We start from the raw sequence: 18255 nt of genomic DNA, 5'->3' as shown, positions 1-18255 counted from the left end.
TCAGCGCACGATGTAACGCAGCTCGCCCAGGCGCTTGCGGCGCTCGCGCACTTCGGCCGCCACCGGGGCGGCGTCGCCTTGCAGGGCGCGCGCGATCCACGACGCCAGCTGCGGCATGTCCTCGGTCGTGAAGCCGAGGCGCACGATCTCCGGCACGCCGAGCCGCAGGCCGTTGATGTCGCCTTCGACCGGCGCCACGGGCAGCCCGATGCCGCAGGCCAGCAGGCCGCCTTGCGCGAGCAGCTTCGCGGCGCGCTGCCCGCCGCCCCAGCGCGCGGCCTCGACCGCCAGCTGGTGCGACTGCGTGAAGCCGCGAGCCTTGGCAAACACCGGCAGCCCCTGGGCATCGAGCGCGCGCGCCAGTGCCTGCGCGGTCTCGCGCATCGCAGCCGCATAGGCCTTGCCGTGCACCTTCCAGTCGAGCAGCCCGCGGGCCAGCGCGGCGGTTCGGCCCGCGTCCGAATTGGCGGTGAGGCCGGGATAGGCGATGGCGTCGATGCGCTCCATCAGCGCGGCGTCGTTCGACACGATCAGCCCTCCCGCCGGGCCGCCCAGGCTCTTGTAGGTGCTCATGGTGATGGCATGCGCGCCTTCTTCGAGCGGCTGGGGCCATGCCTTGCCGGCCACCATGCCCGACAGGTGCGCGGCGTCGAACAGCAGCTTTGCGCCCACGCTGTCGGCAATCTCGCGGATGGCGGGCACGGGGTGCGGAAAGAGATTGAGGCTGCCGCCGATGGTGATGAGCTTCGGTTTCACCTCGCGCGCCAGCCGGGCCAGCGCGCCCACGTCGACGGTGTAGCCGTCGGCATCGACGGGCGCCGGCACGGTCTTCAGGCCGTAGAGGCCGGCCGCGCCCGCCGCATGGTGCGTGACGTGGCCGCCGATGGTAGCGGGTGGCGCGATGATGGTGTCGCCGGGCTGGCAGGTGGCCATGAACACATAGAGATTCGACAGCGCGCCGGAGCCCACGCGCACCTCGGCGAACTTGGCGCCGAACACCTCGGCCGCCAGCTCGGCGGCGACCACCTCGATGCGCTCGATGGCTTCCAGCCCCATCTCGTATTTGTCGCCGGGATAGCCGAGCGACGGGCGCGAGCCGAGCCCGCGCGACAGCAGGGCCTCGGCCGCCGGGTTCATGACGTTGGTGGCGGGGTTGAGGTTCAGGCCGTCGACATCGTGGATGCGGTGGTTGTCGGCCACCAGCCGCTCGATCTCGGCGGCGACGCCGGCCGCGTCGCGCGCTGCGGCATCGGCGGCAATGGAGAGCACGTGGTCTTCGCTGGCGGCGGGAACCCAGGGGCGGCGTTGCAGGGCGGCAGGCATGCGGCGTATCTCGCTGGAAGTGGTGTGTGGCCGCATCGTCGCGCGCCGCACGGCAGCGGGCAAACCGGATAATCTGTGCCCCAGCCTTAGAAAAACTTGGCCTGATCTTTCTCGTTCTCGATGCCGCTCGCACCGCCCCGCCCCCGCCTGCCTCCGCACACCGCCGTGCGTGCCTTCGAAGCGGCCGCGCGCCACGGCAGCTTCGCGCGGGCGGCGGAAGAGCTGTTCGTCACCCCGGCCGCCGTCGCGCAGCAGATCAAGGCGCTGGAAAGCTGGGCCGGCGGCGCGCTGTTCGAACGGCACAGCCAGGGCATACGCCTGAGCGCGCACGGGCGGCGCGCCCTGCCTGCCCTCAGCGCCGCCGTCGACCAGCTCGGCCTCGCGGTGCAGGCGCTGCGCCACGAGACCCAGACCGCCGCTCGCCGCAGCACGCTGCAGGTGGCGGCCCTGCCTGCCGTGGCGCAGCTGTGGCTGTCGCCCCGGCTCTCGCGATTGAAGGCCGCGCTGCCCGGCGTGCAGGTGTCGGTGACGGCGCTCGAGCAGCCGCCGAACTTTCGCCGCGAGCCCTTCGACCTGGGGTTGTTCTATGCGCGGGCCGGTGAGCACATCGAGACGGCAGTCGGCGCGCAAGCCATTCCGCTGGCGCGAGACCGGCTGCTTCCCGTCTGCAGCCCGCGCCTGCAGCAGCCGCTGCCCAGCGGCCGGCCCCGATCGCTCGACGACCTGGCGGAACTGCTGGCCCGCTGTGGCGGCCTGCACGACACCGTGTGGCAAGACGACTGGCGGCGCTGGCTGCAAGCCACGCGCGCCGGCACCACGGCGGCCGAAGCCGATGCGCTGGCCGCGGGGCCGGACTTCTCGCTCTACAGCCTCGCGCTGCAGGCCGCGGTCGACGGCGAAGGTGTGTTGATGGGCCGGGAACAGCTCGTCGCGCCGCTGCTCGCCCAAGGCAGGCTGCATGCGCCATGGGGACGGCCGAAGGCGCTGGGAGATACCGTCATGCTGCTGGTGCCGGCCCATCGCAAGGGGCCGCTGCTGGCGCGGCAGGTGCAGGCGTTGGCCGCCTGAGTGCCAAGGGGCCTGGGGCGTCGACTAGGCCACGCGCTCGGCGATCAGCACCGCGAAGAAGCCGAACGCCGCCAGCAGCGTCCACTTCAGCACGATCCAGCCGAAGCGCCGGTACTTGACCTGCCCGGTGCCCGCATAGAACGCAAAGGACACGCCCGCCACCAGCAGAAGCAGCAGGATGGCCCAGCGGAAAAGAAGCATGTGTGAACGTGGCCTGCGCCGGGTCTACCAGGCGCGGGCGACTTCGCCGAAGCCGCGCGGTGCGCGCTTCTCGTCTTCGAAGGTCACGACTTCGTAGGCGTCGCTGTGCGAGAGCAGCTCGCGCAGCAGCTTGTTGTTCAGCGCATGTCCCGAGCGGAACGCGGTGTACGCGGCCAGCAGCGGCTTGCCGATGATGTACAGGTCGCCCATGGCGTCGAGGATCTTGTGCTTCACGAACTCGTCGTCGTAGCGCAGGCCGCCCGCATTGAGCACCTTGGTGTCGTCCATCACGATCGCGTTGTCCAGGCCACCGCCGAGCGCGAGGCCCTTGCTGCGCATGTACTCGACCTCTTTCGTGAAGCCGAAGGTGCGGGCGCGCGCGATGTCGCGGCTGTAGGAGTCGGTGCCCAGGTCGAACTCCACGCGCTGGCCGGTGGAATTGACGACGCGGTGGTCGAAGTCGATCTCGAAGCTCAGCTTGAAGCCGTGGTACGGCTCCAGCCGCGCCCACTTCTCGTTGGCGCCCTCGCCCTCGCGCACCTCGACCTTGCGGGTTACGCGGATGAAGCGGCGCGGCGCCTTCTGCAGCGCGATGCCCGCGCTCTGCAGCAGGAACACGAATGAAGAAGCCGACCCGTCGAGGATCGGCACTTCGTCGGCCGTGATGTCGATGTAGAGGTTGTCGATGCCGAGGCCCGCGCAGGCCGACATGATGTGCTCGACGGTCTGCACCTTGGCGCCGCCGGTGGAGACCGTGGACGCCAGGCGCGTGTCGGTGACCGACTCGGCGGTCATGCGGATGTCGACCGGCTCCGGCAGGTCGACGCGGCGGAACACGATGCCCGTGTCGGCCGGGGCCGGCCGCAGGGTCAGTTCCACGCGTTGGCCGCTGTGAAGCCCCACGCCCACGGCGCGGCTGATCGACTTGAGGGTTCGTTGTTGCAGCACGCCGGCGATTTTAGGCGCGCCACGGGGGTGGCGGCCTATGCCCCTGGCTATGGCACCGATAGACATGGGTTCTATGCAATCCCGCCGGATGCGCGCGAAATGGACGCGGTCCGTCGATTCGCGAAACACCGAGGCACCGGCTCCGCCGGGCCTCAGGTGTTGCCCCCCGGCAGGGGGGTAGGCGAAGCGACACGAAGTGCGCGCAGCCTGGGGGGCGAGCCAGCTTCAGTCGGCCTGGCGGCGCAGGAAGGCCGGAATCTCGAAGTCGTCCATGCCGCCCGACGACAGCGCGTCCACCTTGGCGGCGGCCATCGTGCGGTTGGTGCGCCACACGCTGGGCACGGCCATGCCGTCGTAGTTCGGCTGGCTGCCGCTGCTGTGCGCGTGGCCGGTGCCGCCCAGCGTGGGCACGGTGAAGCCGATGTTGTCGGTGCCGGTGCGGATCACTTCCAGCGTCGGGGCCTGGCGGCGTGCGTCGGCGCGCGACAGGCCGGTGGCCACCACGGTGACGCGCATCTCGTCGCCGAGGCTGTCGTCGTAGGCGGCGCCGTAGATCACGTGCGCGTCCGGCGAAGCGTAGGCGCGGATGGTGTTCATCGCCAGCTTCGACTCGTTCAGCTTCAGCGAGCCCTTCGATGCCGTCACCAGCACCAGCACGCCCTTGGCGCCCGAGAGGTCGATGCCTTCGAGCAGCGGGCAGGCCACGGCCTGTTCGGCGGCGATGCGCGCGCGGTCGGGGCCCGCGGCCGCGGCCGTGCCCATCATGGCCTTGCCGGGTTCGCCCATCACGGTGCGCACGTCTTCGAAGTCGACGTTCACGCCGCCGTACTCGTTGATGATTTCCGAGATGCCGCCCACGGCGTTCTTCAGCACGTCGTTGGCTTGCGCGAAGGCCTCGTCCTGCGTGACGTCTTCGCCCAGCACGTCGAGCAGCTTCTCGTTGAGCACCACGATCAGCGAGTCGACGTTGGCTTCGAGCTCGGCCAGGCCGGCGTCGGCGTTGGTCATGCGGCGGCCGCCTTCCCAGTCGAAGGGCTTGGTCACCACGCCCACGGTCAGGATGCCCATTTCCTTGGCGACGCGCGCGATCACGGGAGCCGCGCCGGTGCCGGTGCCGCCGCCCATGCCGGCGGTGATGAACAGCATGTGCGCGCCGTCGATGGCCGCGCGGATGTCGTCCACCGCCGCTTCGGCCGCGTCACGGCCCTTCTCGGGCTTGCTGCCGGCGCCCAGGCCGCTGGTGCCGAGCTGGATGATCTTGTGCGCGCTGCTGCGCTGCAGTGCCTGGGCGTCGGTGTTCGCGCAGACGAACTGAACGCCCTGCACGCCGCGCTCCATCATGTGGGCGACCGCATTGCCGCCGCCACCGCCGACGCCGATCACCTTGATCTGCGTGCCCTGATTGAACTCTTCGACTTCGATCATTTCGATGGTCATTTCTAACTCCTTGAATCTTGCAGTTGCCGTTATGTGTCTATGAATATTTCTTGTGCCGCGACTGGAACAACGATGCGCTCGTCATGGCGGTGGACCTGTTCGTCGCCATCGCTCGTTGAAGTGCAATGGAGGGCTGCCGCGCGCGAGCCAGAGTGGAGACTTGATCATCGTCAGAAATTCCCCACTATGAAGTCCTTGAAGCGCCCGAATGCGGTTTTCACCGACCCGTTCTTCTGCGCGACCTTGAAGCCGCGCATGCGCGCGAAGCGTGCCTCTTCGAGAAGGCCCATGACTGTAGCGGCGCGAGGCTGCGCGACCATGTCAGACAACGCGCTGGAATACTTTGGAATGCCGCGTCGCACCGGCTTGAGGAAGATGTCCTCGCCGAGTTCGACCATGCCGGGCATCACCGCGCTGCCGCCCGTGAGCACCACGCCCGACGACAGCACTTCTTCATAGCCCGACTCGCGCACCACCTGCTGCACCAGCGAGAAGATTTCCTCGATGCGCGGCTCGATCACGCCGGCCAGCGCCTGCTTGCTCAGCATGCGCGGGCCGCGGTCGCCGAGACCCGGCACTTCGACCTGCGTGTCGGGGTCGGCCAGCAGCTGCTTGGCGAAGCCGTTCTCGACCTTGATGTCTTCCGCGTCCTTGGTCGGCGTGCGCAGCGCCATCGCGATGTCGCTCGTGATGAGGTCGCCCGCGATCGGGATCACGGCCGTATGGCGGATCGCGCCGTTGGTGAAGATCGCCACGTCGGTGGTGCCCGCGCCGATGTCGACCAGCACCACGCCCAGTTCGCGCTCGTCCTCGGTCAGCACCGCCTGGCTGGAGGCCAGCGGGTTCAGCATCAGCTGGTCGACCTCCAGGCCGCAGCGGCGCACGCACTTGATGATGTTCTCGGCCGCGCTCTGCGCGCCGGTCACGATGTGCACCTTGGCCTCGAGCCGCATGCCGCTCATGCCGATCGGCTCCTTCACGTCCTGGCCGTCGATCACGAACTCCTGCGGCTCCACCAGCAGCAGGCGCTGGTCGCTGGAGATGTTGATGGCGCGCGCCGTCTCCACCACGCGGGCCACGTCGGCGGGCGTCACTTCCTTGTCCTTCACCGCCACCATGCCGCTCGAGTTGATGCCGCGGATGTGGCTGCCGGTGATGCCGGTGTAGACCCGGCTGATCTTGCAGTCGGCCATCAGCTCGGCCTCTTTCAGCGCCTGCTGGATGCTCTGCACCGTGGCGTCGATGTTCACCACCACGCCGCGCTTGAGCCCGTTGCTCGGCGCGATGCCGAGGCCGGCCAGCTTGAGCTCGCCGCCGGGCAGCACCTCGGCCACCACCACCATCACTTTGGCGGTGCCGATGTCGAGTCCTACGACCAGGTCTTTGTATTCTTTGGGCATTGATATGTCCTCGATTCCTCGGTATTCGCTACTTGATTTTTCTTGGGGCCTCTGGCGAGACCGTGGTGACGCCGCGCAGCCGCAATGCATACGCGTCGTTGTGGCGCAGATCGGCGCCTTCGACATCCGCCACCGTGCGGTGGTACTGGCCCGCGACCTGGGTCACGGTCTTCAGGAAGCGCTGCAGGCGGGCCGACACTTCCTCGCCCTGGCCTCGGCCCAGCTCGATCTCGGCGCCGGTGTCCAGCACGACCTTCCAGCTGCCCCGGCTCGACAGCGTGAGCTCGTCGATGCTGAAGTCATACGGCTTGAACTGCGGCTGCAGCACGCGGTACATACCCAGCACCTGGCCGGCCTGTTCGATCGGGCCGTCCAGGCGCGGCAGGTTGTCGTCCACCTCGGCCACATTGGCCTCGAACACGTCGCCGAAGCCGTTGATCAGCTTCGAGCCCGCTTCGTCGCCCCAGATGGCCACCGGTACCTGCTCGGTCAGCGTCACGCGCAGCTTGTTCGGGAACTCGCGCCGCACCACCGCGCTGCGCACCCACGGCACCGACTCGAAGGCCGCGCGCGCGCGCAGCAGGTCGATGGTGAAGAAGTTGCCCTTGAGCTGCGGCGCCACGTTGGCGCGCAGCGTGACCGCGTTGTTGTGCGTGACCTCGCCGTCCACCTTGATGCCGACGATCGGGAAGAACGGCTGGCGCAGCACCCACCAGGCGCCCGCCGCAAGCAGCATGAGCGCCACCGCCGCGAACGCAAGGTTGGCGACGATGTTCATGAGCTTGACGTCGAAGGGCGCGGGGATGCTGTCAGCCATGGCTATAACGAGCCTCCCGTGGCGTCGAGCGTGGCCGAGGCCAGCACCCGCACGCAGAGTTCTTCGTAGGCGATGCCCGCGGCGCGGGCCGACATCGGCACCAGCGAGTGGCTGGTCATGCCGGGCGAGGTGTTCATCTCGAGCAGGAAAGGCTTGCGGTCGCTGGCGCGGATCATCACGTCGGCACGGCCCCAGCCGCGGCAGCCGAGCGTGCGGTAGGCGGCCAGCGTGATGCGCTGGATCTCGTGCTCCTCCGCCTCGGGCAGGCCGCTCGGGCACTGGTACTTCACGTCGTCGGTGAAGTACTTGTTCTGGTAGTCGTAGGCGCCTTCGGGCGCGGCGATGCGCACCACAGGCAGCGCACGCGCGTCGAGCCCGTGGCCGAGCACGGCGCAGGTCACTTCCTCGCCTGCGATGAACTCTTCGCACAGCACGTCGGCGTCGTACTTGGCCGACAGCGTGATCGCGTCCTGCATCTGCGAGTAGCCCTCGACCTTGGTCACGCCGATGGACGAGCCCTCGCGCGGCGGCTTCACGATCAGCGGCAGGCCGAGCACGTCAGGCACGGCCATGACCTGCTCGCGGCTTTGCTGGTCGAAGGCCAGGCGCACGTACTTGGGCGTGGGCAGGCCGTCGGCCTGCCAGATGCGCTTGGTCATGACCTTGTCCATGGCCACGCTGGAGGCCATCACGCCAGAGCCGGTGTAGGGAATGCCGAGCAGCTCGAGCGCGCCCTGCACCGTGCCGTCCTCGCCATGGCGGCCGTGCAGCGCGACGAAGCAGCGCGCGAAGCCTTCGCGCTTGAGGTCGGCCAGCTCGCGCTGCGAGGGGTCGAAGGCATGCGCGTCCACACCGCGCGAGCGCAGGGCTTCGAGCACGCCGGTGCCCGACATCAACGAGATTTCGCGTTCGGCGGAACTGCCGCCGAACAGCACGGCGACCTTGCCGAAGAGTTTGGGATCCTGAAGGCTCATGCGGCCCTCCCTTGGCGCGAATCGCGCTGCATTGTTGAGGGCGTGGCGCCCAGTTCGACCACCTTGGCCGGCACCGCGCCGATGGACCCGGCGCCCATCGAGAGCACCACGTCGCCCGGGCGGGCGTTGTCGAGAATGGCTTGCGGCATGGCGGCGATGTCGTCGACGAACACCGGCTCGACCTTGCCCGCCACGCGCAGCGCGCGTGCCAGCGTGCGGCCGTCCGCGGCCACGATGGGCGCCTCGCCGGCGGCATAGACCTCGCCGAGCAGCACCGCGTCGGCCGTGCCGATGACCTTGACGAAGTCCTCGAAGCAGTCGCGCGTGCGGGTGTAGCGGTGCGGCTGGAAGGCCAGCACCAGCCGGCGCCCCGGGAACGCGCCGCGCGCGGCCGCGATGGTGGCCGCCATTTCCACGGGGTGATGGCCGTAGTCGTCGATGACGGTGAAGGTGCCGGCACCAGCGGCGTCGCCGCCCTGCACCGCCACGTCGCCGTAGCTCTGGAAGCGGCGGCCCACGCCCTTGAAGCCCGCCAGGCCGCGCTGCACGGCCTCGTCGGGAATGCCGAGCTCCACCGCCACCGCGATCACCGACAGCGCATTGCGCACGTTGTGCTCGCCGGGCAGGTTCAGCACGATGGGCAGGTCGGGCAGCGTCACGCCGTTGCGGCGCTGCGCGGTGAAGTGCATCTGGCCGCCGACGGCGCGCACGTCGATGGCGCGCACCTGGGCGTCTTCGCCGAAGCCGTAGCTGGTCACCGGGCAGGTCACGCTGGCGACGATCTCGCGCACCGCGGGGTCGTCGGTGCACAAGATGGCCACGCCATAGAACGGCATGCGGTGCAGGAAGTCGACGAAAGCCTTCTTGAGCTTCGCGAAGTCGTGCCCGTAGGTCTCCATGTGGTCGGCGTCGATGTTCGTGACCACCGCCATCACGGGCAGCAGGTTCAGGAACGAGGCGTCCGATTCATCGGCCTCGACCACGATGTAGTCGCCGCTGCCGAGCTGCGCATTCGCGCCCGCGCTGTTCAGGCGGCCGCCGATCACGAAGGTCGGGTCCAGGCCGGCGGCGTCGAGCACGCTCGCCACCAGGCTGGTGGTGGTGGTCTTGCCGTGCGTGCCGGCAATGGCAATGCCCTGCTTCAGGCGCATCAGCTCGGCCAGCATCAGCGCGCGCGGCACCACCGGAATGCGCTTCTCGCGCGCGGCCAGCACTTCGGGGTTGTCCGGCTGCACGGCAGTGGACGTGACGACCGCGTCCGCGCCGTCGATGTGCGCAGCCGCATGGCCCACGAAGGTGCCGATGCCCAGGCCCGCGAGCCGGCGCAGCGTGGCGCTGTCAGACAGGTCGGAGCCGGTGATCTTGTAGCCCAGGTTCAGCAGCACTTCGGCGATGCCGCTCATGCCGGAACCACCGATGCCCACGAAGTGGATGTGACGGATTGCGTGCTTCATTTGGCAAGCTCCTCGCAGGCGCGGACGACCGCCTCGACGGCTTCGGTCTTCTGCATGGTCTTGGCCTTCGCGGCCTTGTCGATCAGCGCGGTGCGCTCTGTGTTCTGTAGCAAGTCAGCCAGCAATTCAGGAGTGAGGTCGGCCTGTTGCACCAGCCAGCCGCCGCCCGCGTCGACGAGGAAGCGCGCGTTGGTGGTCTGGTGGTCGTCGACCGCCGAAGGGAAAGGCACGAACAGCGCTGCTGCGCCGACGGCCGCGATTTCTGTGACGGTGCTGGCACCTGCGCGCGCGACGATGATGTCGGCGTCCGCATAGGCCTGCGCCGTGTCTTCGATGAAGGGCGTGAGTTCGCCTTCGACGCCGGCCGCCGTGTAGTTGGCGCGCAGCTCGTCGATCTGCTTGGCACCGCTCTGGTGCAGCACCTGCGGGCGCACGGCCGGCTCGATGCGGGCCAGGGCCTTGGGCACCACGGTGTTGAGGCCGCGCGCGCCCAGGCTGCCGCCCACCACCAGCAGCTTCAGCGGGCCGGTGCGGCCCGCGAAACGCGTGGCCGGATCGGCCTTGGAGGTGAATGCCTCGCGCAGCGGATTGCCCACCCATTGCGCCTTCTTCAGCACATTGGGGAAGGCGGTGAACACGCGGTCTGCCACGCCCGCCAGCACCTTGTTGGCGAGGCCGGCGACCGAGTTCTGCTCGTGCAGCACCAGAGGCTTGCCCATCAGCACGCCCATCATTCCGCCGGGGAAGGTGATGTAGCCGCCCAGGCCCACCAGCACGTCGGGCTTCACGCGGCGCACCACGCCCAGGCTCTGCCAGAAGGCGCGCAGCAGATTCAGCGGCAGCAGGAACAGCGTGAGCGGACCCTTGCCGCGCACGCCGCCGAACTGCACCGGCTCGAAGGCGAAGCCGCGCGGCGGCACGAGTTTTTCTTCCATGCTGCCGGGCGCGCCCAGCCAGTGCACCTGCCAGCCGCGCTCGCGCAGGGCCTCGGCCACCGCGAGTCCGGGGAAGATGTGGCCGCCGGTGCCGCCTGCCATGACGAGTGCGGTACGGCCGGTCATACGCGGCCCCCTCTCATCAGCACGCGGTTTTCGTAGTCGATGCGCAGCACCACGGCCAGCGCCACGAGGTTCATCAGGATCGCCGAGCCGCCGAAGCTCATCAGCGGCAGGGTCAGGCCCTTGGTCGGCAGCGCGCCCAGGTTCACGCCCATGTTGATGAACGCCTGGAAGCCGAGCCACACGCCCACGCCCTGCGCCACGAGGCCGGAGAACACGCGGTCCAGCGCGATCGCCTGGCGGCCGATGTGCATGATGCGGCGCGTGAGCCAGAGAAACAGGCCGATGATCAGCAGCACGCCGATCAGGCCGAACTCCTCGCCGATCACGGCGAGCAGGAAGTCGGTGTGCGCCTCGGGCAGCCAGTGCAGCTTCTCGACGCTGCCGCCCAGGCCCACGCCGAAAATTTCGCCGCGCCCGATGGCGATCAGCGAGTGCGACAGCTGGTAGCCCTTGCCCAGCGCATGCTCTTCGCTCCACGGGTCGAGGTACGCAAAGATGCGCTCGCGGCGCCACGGGCTGGTCGCGACGATGGTGCCGAAGGCCACCACCACCAGCGCGGCGATCACGAAGAACATGCGCGCGTTCACGCCGCCCAGGAACAGGATGCCCATGGCGATCACCGCGATCACCATGAACGCGCCCATGTCGGGCTCGGCCATCACCAGCATGCCGACCACCACCACCGCGATGCCCATCGGCAGCACGGCGCGGAAGAAGCGCTCCTTGATCTCCATCTTGCGCACCATGTAGCTGGCGGCGTAGAGCACCATCGCGAGCTTGGCCAGCTCCGAGGGCTGGAAGCGCATGAAGCCCATCGGCAGCCAGCGGCGCGCGCCGTTCACGTTGATGCCGATGTGCGGAATGAGCACCGCCACCAGCAGCAGCAGCGACGCGACGAAGAGCCAGGGCGCGGCGCGCTCCCAGGTCTTCATCGGGATCTGGAAGGTCAGCAGCGCGGCGACGAACGCGAACACCACCGAGGCCGCGTGCCGCGTGAGGAAGTAGGAAGCGCTGTAGCCGGCGCGCGCGAAGCGCGGGTTGTCGGGCAGCGCGATGGAGGCCGAATACACCATGATCAGGCCCCAGGTCAGCAACGCGACCGTGACCCAGACCAGCGCCTGGTCGAAGCCCAGCACGCGCATGGGCGTGGCCTTGGTCTGTGCGATGCCGGCGCCGCCCAGCCGCACGGGCAGGTGCACCGGCAGCGCGTCGATGCCGCTGCGGGCGCGCCTGAACCAGCCTCCGAATCGGCTGGTGCGTGCGTTGGGCGTGGCGCCCGATGCGGCAGAGTTCAAAGCTGCTCCTCCGTCGTCGAAGAATCGCCCAGTCCGCGCGGGCTGTCCGCCCAGGCCTGCACGGCCTCGCGGAAAACGTCGGCGCGGTGCTCGTAGTCCCTGAACATGTCGAAGCTTGCACAGGCCGGTGACAGCAGCACTGCATCACCCGGATTGGCGCGGGCGGCGGCGGCCTGCACGGCTTCGTCCATGGAGCCGGCGTGCATCAGCGAGACGCCGGTGGAAGCCAGCGCGGCCTCGATGATGGGTGCGTCGCGGCCGATGAGCACCACGGCGCGCGCGTACTGGCGCACGGGCGCGGCGAGCGGCTCGAAGTCCTGTCCCTTGCCTTCGCCGCCGAGGATCACGACCACGCGGCGCTCTTCGCCCAGGCCGGCCAGCGCGGCCACGGTGGCGCCGACGTTGGTGCCCTTGCTGTCGTCGAAGTACTCGACCTCGTCGACGATGGCGATGGGTTCCACGCGGTGCGGCTCGCCGTGGTATTCGCGCAGGCCGTAGAGCATGGGGCCGAGCGGGCAGCCGGCGGCGCTCGCCAGCGCGAGGGCGGCCAGCGCGTTCATGGCGTTGTGGCGGCCGCGGATGCGCAGCGCATCGGCGGGCATCAGGCGCTGCAGGAAAATCTCTTCTTCCACCACGGCGCCGCGCTTGCGCTTCTGTGTTTCGTCGGCTTCCAGCGCGCGCACCAGCCAGGCCATGCCGTTGACGCGCTCGATGCCGTAGTCGCCCGGGCGCAGCGGCATCGCGGCGCCGAAGGTGACGTGCGCGCGGATCTGCGGACGCTGCAGCTTGACCTTGACGGGTGCGGGCAGCATCGCCATCACGCCGGCGTCGTCGCGGTTGAGGATCATCAGCCCGCGCGCGCCGAAGATGCGCGCCTTGGCCGCCGCGTAGGCCGGCATGTCGCCGTGCCAGTCGAGGTGGTCCTGCGTGAGGTTGAGCACGGTGGCGGCGGTCGGCTCGAAGTCCTGCACGCCGTCGAGCTGGAAGCTGGAGAGCTCGAGCACCCACACGTCGGGCAGCGTGCCGGCGTCGATGTGGGCCCAGAGCGTGTCGAGCAGCGTCGGGCCGATGTTGCCGGCCACCGCCACGGTCTTGCCCGCGCGCTCGACCAGCTGGCCGGTGAGCGAGGTGACGGTGGTCTTGCCGTTGGTGCCGGTGATGGCGAGCACCGCGGGCGTGTAGCCCTTGGGCGCCTCGGGCTCCACCGGCGGGGCCAGTTCGAGCTGCGGCGATTCTTCCTCGACGGCGGCGGAGGCCGGGTTGGTGGCGGAAAGCTCGGCGATCTTGGCGACGAACTCCGCGGCTTCCTTGGCGGCCGTGGGAACGTAAGGCTTGCCAGTGGCGGGCAGGCGGGAAACGGTGGCGGGCGCCGGCGCCGGGATGGCGACGGGAAGCTCGGCGGCAGCAGTTTCGACAGTTTCTGCGCTTGCCTCAGGGGCGGCAGCAGGTGCGTCGGCTTCCGGAGGCTGCGGCACGGCAACGCTGAGCGAAGGATCGCGCGGCATGGCCTCGGCTTGCGCGGGAACGATCGGCTCCGGCTCCGGCTCCGGCTCCGGCGCCGGCGCGGGTTCGGGCTGCTGCACAGGCTCTGCCACGGCCTCTGCCGGCTCGGCGGGCGCCGGCTCTTCCAGCGGCAGCTCTGCCTGCGGCTGCGGCTCGGCGGCTTCCACGGGCGCTTCGGGCACGGCGTCGGCCACGGCGTCGGGCTCGGCTTCCGCCACCGGCACCTCGACCGTCCGCAGGTCCAGCAGCGCGCGCGCGAACAGGTCGAGTTCGCCGCCGACCGGCAGGCCCATGGCGCGTGCGGCATCGGCCACCGGCGCGATGGTCGCGGGCGACAGCCCCGGCGAGCGATAGACCGCGCGGATCGGCGTGCCTTCGACCAGCGCGGCCGTGAACGGACCGCCGACGAAAGCAACCTCGGGCCATTCCGCCTTCAGCGTCGCCAGCGAGGCGGGCGCCTCGCGGGTGTCGGCCACGGTCACGACGGCGCCGTGCCGCGCGCACCAGCGCGCCATCGCCAGCCCGGACGCGCCGAGGCCGAGGATGAGAACGTGGAGGTCTTTCAGGTGCCGCATGTGTCCGTTACCGCAGCTTCAGCGTCGAAAGGCCCACGAGGCACAGCAGCATCGTGATGATCCAGAAGCGCACCACGACCTGCGTCTCGCGCCAGCCGCTCTTCTCGAAGTGGTGGTGCAGCGGCGCCATCTTCAGCACGCGCCGGCCTTCGCCGTAGCGCTTCTTGGTGTACTTGAAGTACATCACCTGCGCCATCACCGAGATCGCCTCGACCACGAAGATGCCGCCCATGATGAAGAACACGATCTCCTGGCGCACGATGACCGCGATGGTGCCCAGCGCGCCGCCGAGCGCCAGCGCGCCCACGTCGCCCATGAAGACCTGCGCCGGATGCGTGTTGAACCACAGGAACGCGAGCCCCGCGCCCGCCATGGCGGAGCAGAACACCAGCAGTTCGCCGGAGCCCGGGATGTTGGGGAACAGCAGGTACTTGGAATACACCGCGCTGCCCGTCACATAGGCGAACACGCCCAGCGCCGAGCCGACCATCACCACCGGCATGATGGCCAGGCCGTCGAGGCCGTCGGTCAGGTTCACCGCGTTGCTCGCGCCCACGATCACCAGGTAGGTCAACACCACGAAGCCGATGCCGCCCAGCGGGTAGCTCACTTCCTTGAAGAAGGGCACCAGCAGGTTGATCTTGGGCGGGAAGCTGAGGTCGAAGCCCGACTGCACCCACGCGAAGAACAACTGCAGCACGCGCCAGTTGGAGCTTTCCGAAATGCTGAACAGCAGGTAGAAGCCGGCGAGCAGGCCGACCACCGACTGCCAGAAATACTTCTCGCGCGAGCGCATGCCTTCCGGGTCCTTGCGCACCACCTTGCGCCAGTCGTCGACCCAGCCGATGGCGCCGAAGCCCATCGTGACCCACAGCACGATCCACACGAAGCGGTTCGACACGTCGAACCACAGCAGTGTCGACAGCGCGATGGAGAACAGCACGAGCACGCCGCCCATGGTCGGCGTGCCGCTCTTGGTCAGGTGCGTTTCCATGCCGTAGCCGCGCACCGGCTGGCCGATCTTGAGCGCGGCCAGGCGGCGAATGACGTACGGCCCCGCCACCAGGCCGACCACCAGCGCGGTCAGCGCGGCCATCAGCGCGCGGAAAGTCAGGTACTGGAAAACGCGCAGGAACCCGAATTCGGGCGAGAGCGTCTGCAGCCATTGGGCCAGGGTCATCAGCATGTGGTTTCGCGCGGCTCATGCGTCATGACCGGCCTCCTTTTGTTGTTGTGGTTGTCGTGCCTGGGCCGCGATGGCCTGGACCACGCGTTCCATCTTCATGGAGCGCGAGCCCTTGACGAGCACGCTGCCGACATGCGGCAGCCGGGCGAGCACGGCGGCGCCGAGCGCGTCGAATTCGTTGAAATGGCGGCCGTCGGCATCGCCCCGGAACGCGGCGACGGTGTGGGCCGTGGCGCTGCCGAGGGTGTAGACGGCCTCGATACCGCGCTGGCGCGCCCAGTCGCCGACCTCGGCGTGGAACTCGGTCGAGCGCTCGCCCACCTCGGCCATGTCGCCGAGCACCAGCAGGCGCGGGCCCGGCAGGGCGGCGAGCACGTCGATGGCGGCAATCACGGAATCGGGATTGGCGTTGTAGCTGTCGTCGACCAGCGTGACCGCGCGGCCGCCGTCCACCACGATCTCGCTGGCGCGCGAACGGCCCTTGACCGGCTCGAAGGCGCTCAGGCCCGCGGCGATGATGTCGGTGGACACGCCGGCCGCGAGCGCGCAGGCCGTGGCCGCGAGCGCGTTGACGACGTTGTGGTGGCCCGCGATGTGCAGGCGCGCGTCGAAGCCGCCGATGGGCGTGCGGATGCGCACGGCCCAGGCGCCCTGCTTCCATTCGGCGCTGTCGAGCGAGATGTCGGCGTCTTCCGATTCGCCGAAGGTCATGCAGCGGCGCGAGCCGCCGGCGTGCGCCATGTCGGTCCACAGCGAGGTGAAGGCGTCGCCGTGCGGGAAGACGGCCGTGCCGTCTTCGGGCAGCACCGCGAACACCGAGGCGTTCTCGATGGCCACCGCCTCGACGGTGGCCATGAATTCCTGGTGCTCGCGCTGCGCGTTGTTGACCAGCGCGATGGTCGGGCGCGAAATGGCGGCCAGCCGCGCGATCTCGCCCGGATGGTTCATGCCCAGTTCGAGCACCGCGCGCTGGTGCTGCGCGCGCAGGCGCAGCAGCGTGAGCGGCACGCCGATCTCGTTATTGAAGTTGCCGGCCGTGGCCAGCGCGCGCTCGGCCCGGAAGGCGAACAGGATGGCCGCGATCATCTGCGTGACCGTGGTCTTGCCGTTGCTGCCGGTCACGGCGATCAGCGGCAGGTCGAACTGCGCACGCCAGCCCGCGCCGAGCGCGCCCAGCGCCGCCAGCGTGTCGGGCACCTCCAGGCCGGCCAGCCCCGCAGCCTCGAGGCCGTGGTGGGCGATGGCGGCGACGGCGCCCTGCTTCTTTGCCTCGGCGAGGAATTCGTTGGCGTCGAAGCGCTCGCCCTTGAGCGCGACGAACAGGTCACCGGCCGCGAGCGTGCGGGTGTCGGTGTGCACGCGGGCGATCACGGTCGAGGCGTCGCCCACCAGGCGCGCGCCGGGAATCCATTGCTGCACCTGTGCCAGCGTGATGCCGAGCGGCGTGGTGTCGGTCATGCGCCACCTCGCTTTGCCAGCGCCTGCAGCGCATGCGCCTTGTCGGAGAACACGATGCGCTGCCCGGCGATTTCCTGCCACGCCTCGTGGCCCTTGCCGGCGATCAGCACCACGTCCTGCGGGGCGGCCTGCGCGATCGCGTCGGCGATGGCGATGGCGCGGTCCGGCTGCACCTGCGCGCCCTCAGGGCGTGAGAAACCGAGCAGCACCTGGCTGATGATGGCGTCGGGCTTTTCGCTGCGCGGGTTGTCGCTGGTGACGATCACGCGGTCGGCCTGGCGCTCGGCGACGGCGGCCATCATCGGGCGCTTGATCGGGTCGCGGTCGCCGCCGCAGCCGAACAGGCACCACAGTGCGCCGCCGCGCTGCCTTGCCAGCGGGCGCAGGCCGATCAGGGCCTTGTCCAGCGCGTCGGGCGTGTGCGCGTAGTCGACCACGGCCAGCGGCGCGCCTTCGCCGGTGCCGGCGCGGTCCATGCGGCCCGGCACGCTGGTGAGGTTGGCGCAGGCGTCCACGGCCTGCGCCAGCGTGAGGCCCAGCGCGCGCAGGGTGCCGAGCACGCCGAGCAGGTTGGCCACGTTGTACTGGCCGATCAGGCCGGTCGACAGGCGCTCGACGGCGTCGGTGCCGTGCTCGGCCACCGAGAACTGCAGGCCCTGCGCGTCGTAGCCGATGTCGCGCGCCACCAGGCGCGCCGGCTTGCCGCCGGCCGAGACGGTCCAGACGTCGAGCGCGCCGATGCCGGCGTCGATCAGGTTCGCGCACAGGCTGGCGCCGTGCGTGTCGTCGATGTTGATCACCGCCGCGCGCAGGCCCGGCCAGCGGAACAGCTCGGCCTTGGCCTGCCAGTAGGCGTCCATGCTGCCGTGGTAGTCGAGGTGGTCCTGCGTGAAGTTGGTGAACACGGCCACCGCGATCCGCGCGCCGTCGAGCCGGCGCTCGGCGATGCCGATGGACGAGGCCTCGATGGCGCAGGCGCCGAAACCGCGCTCGACCAGCGCGCGCAGCTCGCGCTGCATCATCACCGGGTCGGGCGTGGTCAGGCCGGTGTAGGTCAGCTCGGGCGGCACGCCGATGCCGAGCGTGCCCATCACGGCGCAGGGCGAAGGCGCGTCGCGCTGCATGGTGCCGTCGGGCTTCATGGCGCGCACGCCGCCCGCCGCCCGCAGCGTGGAGAGCGATTCGGCCAGCCACCAGGCGGTGGAGGTCTTGCCGTTGGTGCCGGTCACGGCCAGCACCTCGAGCAGGGCCGAGGGGTTGTCGTAGAAGGCCGAGGCGATCGGGCCGGTGGCGGCCTTGAGGCCGGGGTAGCTCACGATGCGTTCATCGCCATCGAAACCGAAGGGCTCGACGCCCTCGTGCTCGACCAGGCAGACCGCGGCGCCCTGCGCCAGCGCGGACGCCACGTGCTTGCGGCCGTCGGTGGCGGCGCCGGGCCAGGCGACGAAGATGTCGCCCGCGCCCACGGCACGGCTGTCGGCATGCATCGCGCCCTGCGGTGCACGCTCCTTCAGCCAGGCGGCCACCAGTGGGGGGGAAGTGAAGGTCAGCATGT

The 18255-nt window shown here is 69.7% G+C and carries 15 protein-coding genes; 1 reads left to right on the top strand and 14 read right to left on the bottom strand.

Annotated elements, in window-relative coordinates:
- Window positions 1-1323, bottom strand: a complete 1323-nt coding sequence (gene glyA / locus WIX39_RS08720; protein ID WP_409194903.1) for a serine hydroxymethyltransferase — start codon at window positions 1321-1323, stop codon at window positions 1-3.
- A 165-nt stretch (window positions 1324-1488) separates the two neighbouring features.
- On the opposite strand from glyA, the gene WIX39_RS08715 reads away from it, so the two are divergent.
- A complete protein-coding gene (locus tag WIX39_RS08715; protein WP_409194902.1) occupies window positions 1489-2391 on the top strand; it encodes a LysR family transcriptional regulator in 903 nt (300 codons plus the stop codon).
- A 24-nt stretch (window positions 2392-2415) separates the two neighbouring features.
- Here WIX39_RS08715 and WIX39_RS08710 read toward each other — a convergent pair whose 3' ends face one another.
- The 13 genes from WIX39_RS08710 to WIX39_RS08650 form a co-directional block, all read right to left on the bottom strand.
- Complete coding sequence (locus tag WIX39_RS08710; RefSeq protein WP_172839926.1) at window positions 2416-2592, bottom strand: hypothetical protein; 177 nt, start codon at window positions 2590-2592, stop codon at window positions 2416-2418.
- Window positions 2593-2616: 24 nt separating this feature from the next.
- Complete coding sequence (gene lpxC, locus WIX39_RS08705) at window positions 2617-3540, bottom strand: UDP-3-O-acyl-N-acetylglucosamine deacetylase (protein WP_172839925.1); 924 nt, start codon at window positions 3538-3540, stop codon at window positions 2617-2619.
- A 225-nt stretch (window positions 3541-3765) separates the two neighbouring features.
- Entirely contained in the window at window positions 3766-4977 is a 1212-nt protein-coding gene (ftsZ, locus tag WIX39_RS08700) for a cell division protein FtsZ (RefSeq protein WP_081270184.1), read from the bottom strand.
- A gap of 170 nt (window positions 4978-5147) precedes the next feature.
- Complete coding sequence (gene ftsA / locus WIX39_RS08695; RefSeq protein WP_081270183.1) at window positions 5148-6377, bottom strand: cell division protein FtsA; 1230 nt, start codon at window positions 6375-6377, stop codon at window positions 5148-5150.
- 28 nt (window positions 6378-6405) lie between these two features.
- Window positions 6406-7194, bottom strand: a complete 789-nt coding sequence (locus WIX39_RS08690) for a cell division protein FtsQ/DivIB (RefSeq protein ID WP_081270182.1) — start codon at window positions 7192-7194, stop codon at window positions 6406-6408.
- A 2-nt stretch (window positions 7195-7196) separates the two neighbouring features.
- On the bottom strand, window positions 7197-8168 hold the full coding sequence (locus tag WIX39_RS08685; RefSeq protein WP_409194901.1) for a D-alanine--D-alanine ligase: 972 nt from the start codon (window positions 8166-8168) through the stop codon (window positions 7197-7199).
- Window positions 8165-9622, bottom strand: a complete 1458-nt coding sequence (murC, locus tag WIX39_RS08680) for a UDP-N-acetylmuramate--L-alanine ligase (protein ID WP_409194900.1) — start codon at window positions 9620-9622, stop codon at window positions 8165-8167. Before murC ends, WIX39_RS08685 begins: the two co-directional genes overlap by 4 nt.
- A complete protein-coding gene (gene murG / locus WIX39_RS08675) occupies window positions 9619-10683 on the bottom strand; it encodes an undecaprenyldiphospho-muramoylpentapeptide beta-N-acetylglucosaminyltransferase (RefSeq protein WP_106935703.1) in 1065 nt (354 codons plus the stop codon). Before murG ends, murC begins: the two co-directional genes overlap by 4 nt.
- Window positions 10680-11978, bottom strand: coding sequence for a putative lipid II flippase FtsW (gene ftsW / locus WIX39_RS08670; protein WP_081270178.1), 1299 nt, complete (start codon window positions 11976-11978; stop codon window positions 10680-10682). Before ftsW ends, murG begins: the two co-directional genes overlap by 4 nt.
- A complete protein-coding gene (gene murD, locus WIX39_RS08665; RefSeq protein ID WP_409194899.1) occupies window positions 11975-14056 on the bottom strand; it encodes a UDP-N-acetylmuramoyl-L-alanine--D-glutamate ligase in 2082 nt (693 codons plus the stop codon). The genes ftsW and murD overlap by 4 nt, the downstream gene beginning before the upstream one ends.
- Before the next feature lie 7 nt (window positions 14057-14063).
- Window positions 14064-15242, bottom strand: a complete 1179-nt coding sequence (gene mraY / locus WIX39_RS08660) for a phospho-N-acetylmuramoyl-pentapeptide-transferase (protein WP_081270177.1) — start codon at window positions 15240-15242, stop codon at window positions 14064-14066.
- 15 nt (window positions 15243-15257) lie between these two features.
- Entirely contained in the window at window positions 15258-16700 is a 1443-nt protein-coding gene (locus tag WIX39_RS08655; protein WP_409194898.1) for a UDP-N-acetylmuramoyl-tripeptide--D-alanyl-D-alanine ligase, read from the bottom strand.
- On the bottom strand, window positions 16697-18253 hold the full coding sequence (locus WIX39_RS08650) for a UDP-N-acetylmuramoyl-L-alanyl-D-glutamate--2,6-diaminopimelate ligase (RefSeq protein WP_409194897.1): 1557 nt from the start codon (window positions 18251-18253) through the stop codon (window positions 16697-16699). Before WIX39_RS08650 ends, WIX39_RS08655 begins: the two co-directional genes overlap by 4 nt.
- Between the last annotated feature and the right edge of the window lie 2 nt (window positions 18254-18255).

The organism is Variovorax sp. AB1(2024) (assembly GCF_037482385.2).
Lineage (GTDB): Bacteria > Pseudomonadota > Gammaproteobacteria > Burkholderiales > Burkholderiaceae_C > Variovorax.
The sequence above is the reverse complement of the archived record's forward strand: the minus strand, read 5'-3'. Positions and strand labels throughout refer to the sequence as shown.

Bases quoted from the DNA above. Each gene is read 5' to 3' on its own strand.
- glyA (WP_409194903.1), bottom strand. From the start codon at position 1,323: ATGCCTGCCGCCCTGCAACGCCGCCCCTGGGTTCCCGCCGCCAGCGAA.
- WIX39_RS08710 (WP_172839926.1), bottom strand. From the start codon at position 2,592: ATGCTTCTTTTCCGCTGGGCCATCCTGCTGCTTCTGCTGGTGGCGGGC.
- ftsZ (WP_081270184.1), bottom strand. From the start codon at position 4,977: ATGACCATCGAAATGATCGAAGTCGAAGAGTTCAATCAGGGCACGCAG.
- ftsA (WP_081270183.1), bottom strand. From the start codon at position 6,377: ATGCCCAAAGAATACAAAGACCTGGTCGTAGGACTCGACATCGGCACC.
- WIX39_RS08690 (WP_081270182.1), bottom strand. From the start codon at position 7,194: ATGGCTGACAGCATCCCCGCGCCCTTCGACGTCAAGCTCATGAACATC.
- WIX39_RS08685 (WP_409194901.1), bottom strand. From the start codon at position 8,168: ATGAGCCTTCAGGATCCCAAACTCTTCGGCAAGGTCGCCGTGCTGTTC.
- murC (WP_409194900.1), bottom strand. From the start codon at position 9,622: ATGAAGCACGCAATCCGTCACATCCACTTCGTGGGCATCGGTGGTTCC.
- murG (WP_106935703.1), bottom strand. From the start codon at position 10,683: ATGACCGGCCGTACCGCACTCGTCATGGCAGGCGGCACCGGCGGCCAC.
- murD (WP_409194899.1), bottom strand. From the start codon at position 14,056: ATGCGGCACCTGAAAGACCTCCACGTTCTCATCCTCGGCCTCGGCGCG.
- mraY (WP_081270177.1), bottom strand. From the start codon at position 15,242: ATGCTGATGACCCTGGCCCAATGGCTGCAGACGCTCTCGCCCGAATTC.
- WIX39_RS08655 (WP_409194898.1), bottom strand. From the start codon at position 16,700: ATGACCGACACCACGCCGCTCGGCATCACGCTGGCACAGGTGCAGCAA.
- WIX39_RS08650 (WP_409194897.1), bottom strand. From the start codon at position 18,253: ATGCTGACCTTCACTTCCCCCCCACTGGTGGCCGCCTGGCTGAAGGAG.